General features: G+C 46.0%; 3 protein-coding genes. 2 read left to right on the plus strand and 1 reads right to left on the minus strand.

Going from position 1 to position 2,801, the window contains the following annotated elements:
* A partial coding sequence (locus tag ABUA47_RS00815) for a 4Fe-4S binding protein (protein WP_349831370.1) occupies positions 1–322 on the plus strand: 322 nt, incomplete at its 5' end.
* Between the two features lie 3 nt (positions 323–325).
* Here ABUA47_RS00815 and ABUA47_RS00820 read toward each other — a convergent pair.
* On the minus strand, positions 326–1,132 hold the full coding sequence (locus ABUA47_RS00820) for a helix-turn-helix domain-containing protein (RefSeq protein ID WP_005826809.1): 807 nt from the start codon (positions 1,130–1,132) through the stop codon (positions 326–328).
* A gap of 171 nt (positions 1,133–1,303) precedes the next feature.
* Between ABUA47_RS00820 and ABUA47_RS00825 the strand changes: the two genes are divergently transcribed.
* Positions 1,304–2,716, plus strand: coding sequence for an amidophosphoribosyltransferase (locus ABUA47_RS00825; protein ID WP_005826808.1), 1,413 nt, complete (start codon positions 1,304–1,306; stop codon positions 2,714–2,716).
* Positions 2,717–2,801 lie beyond the last annotated feature (85 nt).

Raw genomic sequence — 2,801 nt, forward strand, 5'->3', positions numbered from 1 at the left:
GAGTGGACTCGACCCCGAGGTGGGCTTCCTGATGAAAAGCGAGAAGTTCTTTACCGTGACCGATGCTTGTATTGACTGTGGCATCTGTACCTACGTTTGTCCGCGCGGCAACTATGAGCTGACGTCGAGAGGAGTGAAGACGTCCGGTGACTGCGAGTTCTGTTTTGCCTGCATACAGAATTGTCCGCAGAAGGCTATTCAGTTCATAAAGCAGGAAGATGGCTCTTTTCCTGACGGAACGGAGAAGAACCCCAATGCCCGCTATCGTAATGAGCATATTTCGCTAATAGATCTGAAACGGGCAAACAATCAAAAACTATAATCATTAACCTCTGTATTTTGTCGGATTTACACCCAGATGTTGTTGTACGTAACGGCTAAAATAAGCAGGAGAGGAAAAACCGAACATATCGGAAATACGGACGAACGTTAGTGATTTGTCGCGCAGCAAACGCGAGATGTCGAGTGTGGTATAACGGTTTATCCAGTAGTTTGCTGTATAACCGCTTACTTTCTTGGAAACTTCCGAAAGATATTTGGAGGTGACACATAGGCAGTCGGCATAATAGGTCACTTCACGATGCTCGCGGAAAGTTCCGTTCTCCAGCATGTTGAGGAAACGGCTCATGATGGAAGCATTTTGTACAGAGATATTGTCCTCGCCATATAGATGGGAGTGGAAATCGAAGAAGTCGAGTATCAACATCTGTGTGGAGGCGATAAGCATATCGCGATGGAAATGATGGTCTGTATTCCGGAGTCTGTATTCCACTTGTTCAAAATCCCGGAGACATAGCTCTTGCTGTTCGGTAGTCAGGGACATGATAGGATTGAGAAATAGGGAAAGTTGCCCTTTCATGCCGTAGTTGTTCTGTGGTGTACTCAGCACCACAAAGCCCGATGCGATATAGATGACCTTTACGCGAAAATCTTCTGAAGGTTGAATTTTCTCTACCAGTTTTCCTTTGCGGACAATCATCAGGTCGCCGGCACGTAGCTCGCGCTCCTCTCCATTGTACTTCAATCGGCAGATTCCTGACAGACAGAGGGCGTGTGCAAGATAGCCACTGTATGCGTCCGTCCCCAGACCTTGAAGAGTATCGGCTATTATAATATTTGCGGTTTCTCCCATTATACAGTTGTTTGGTTTCGATCACAAAAGTATATGTTTCCAATAATATAACTTCTATTGTGGGCAAGAAATATATTGCCTTTTTTATTCATTTCAAATCTGCCCGAATTTCGCAAATTCTTCATACCTTTGCATCCGTTAATTTTAGAAACCAATAACAAAACAGAACTTATGGGAGGTTTTTTCGGAACAGTCGCCAAGGCAACAAGCTGTGTGGCGGATTTGTTTTACGGCACAGATTATAATTCACATTTAGGGACAAAACGTGGTGGGTTGGCTACATACGATGCAGAAACGGAGCAGTTTACCCGTTCCATTCACAATCTGGAAAGCACTTATTTCCGCACGAAGTTTGAGGATGAACTGGACAAGTTCAAAGGAAATTCCGGAATAGGAATCATCAGCGATACAGACCCTCAACCCCTTATCCTCAACTCCCACCTTGGTCGCTTTGCCATTGTAACGGTAGCCAAAATAGTAAATCTGCAAGAACTGGAAACAAAACTGTTGGCCCAAAACATGCACTTCGCCGAACTCAGTTCGGGCAAAACCAATCAGACGGAACTTATCGCCCTCCTTATTATACAAGGAAAGACATTTGTCGAAGGAATTGAAAATGTGTATAAGCATATCAAAGGTTCCTGCTCCATGCTGTTATTGACGGAAGACGGCATCATTGCCGCTCGCGACCGCTGGGGACGTACTCCGATTGTGATTGGCAAGAAAGACGGAGCGTATGCCGCCACAAGTGAGTCGAGCAGCTTTCCGAATCTTGGTTATGAGATAGACCGTTATTTGGGACCCGGAGAGATTGTTCGCCTGCGTGCCGATGGTGTGGAACAGATGCGCAAGCCTGATGAGGGAATGCAGATTTGTTCCTTCCTATGGGTATATTACGGTTTCCCCACTTCCTGCTACGAAGGTAAGAATGTGGAGGAAGTGCGTTTTGCCTCCGGTTTCAAGATGGCACAGACAGATAAGTCAGAGGTGGATTGTGCCTGCGGCATTCCTGATTCGGGTGTAGGTATGGCGCTTGGGTATGCCGAAGGTAAAGGAGTTCCTTATCATCGTGCCATTTCCAAATATACTCCGACTTGGCCTCGTAGTTTTACTCCCAGCAAGCAGGAATTGCGTTCGCTGGTGGCAAAGATGAAGCTGATTCCCAATCGTGCCATGCTCGAGGGTAAGCGTCTGCTGTTCTGTGATGACTCTATTGTCCGGGGGACTCAGTTGCACGACAATGTGAAGGTGCTGTATGAGTATGGTGCCAAGGAGGTGCATATCCGGATTGCTTGTCCTCCATTGATATATAGCTGCCCGTTTGTAGGATTCACGGCTTCCAAAAGCGACATGGAACTGATTACCCGTCGTGTCATCAAGGAGCTGGAGGGTGACGAGAATAAGAATCTCGATAAGTATGCCACTACCGGCTCACCCGAATACGAAAAGATGGTGGACGTTATCCGCGAGCGTTTCGGACTTTCATCCTTGAAGTTCAATACGTTGGAAACTCTGGTTGAGGCTATCGGATTGCCTAAGTGTAAGATATGTACGCATTGTTTTGATGGTAGCAGCCATTTTTGATTGACATTTTGTCCTTAAGAAATAAAAAAGGGGCGTGAATTGCTTGGCAGTTCACGCCCCTTTTTTTATCTTTACAGCACAATAT

The organism is Bacteroides sp. RTP31139st1_H2_RTP31139_211217, assembly GCF_040227615.1.
Taxonomy (GTDB): Bacteria; Bacteroidota; Bacteroidia; order Bacteroidales; family Bacteroidaceae; genus Bacteroides; species Bacteroides uniformis.

Coding starts and splice junctions, on each gene's coding strand:
- ABUA47_RS00820 (WP_005826809.1), bottom strand. CDS start 1,132: ATGGGAGAAACCGCAAATATTATAATAGCCGATACTCTTCAAGGTCTG.
- ABUA47_RS00825 (WP_005826808.1), top strand. CDS start 1,304: ATGGGAGGTTTTTTCGGAACAGTCGCCAAGGCAACAAGCTGTGTGGCG.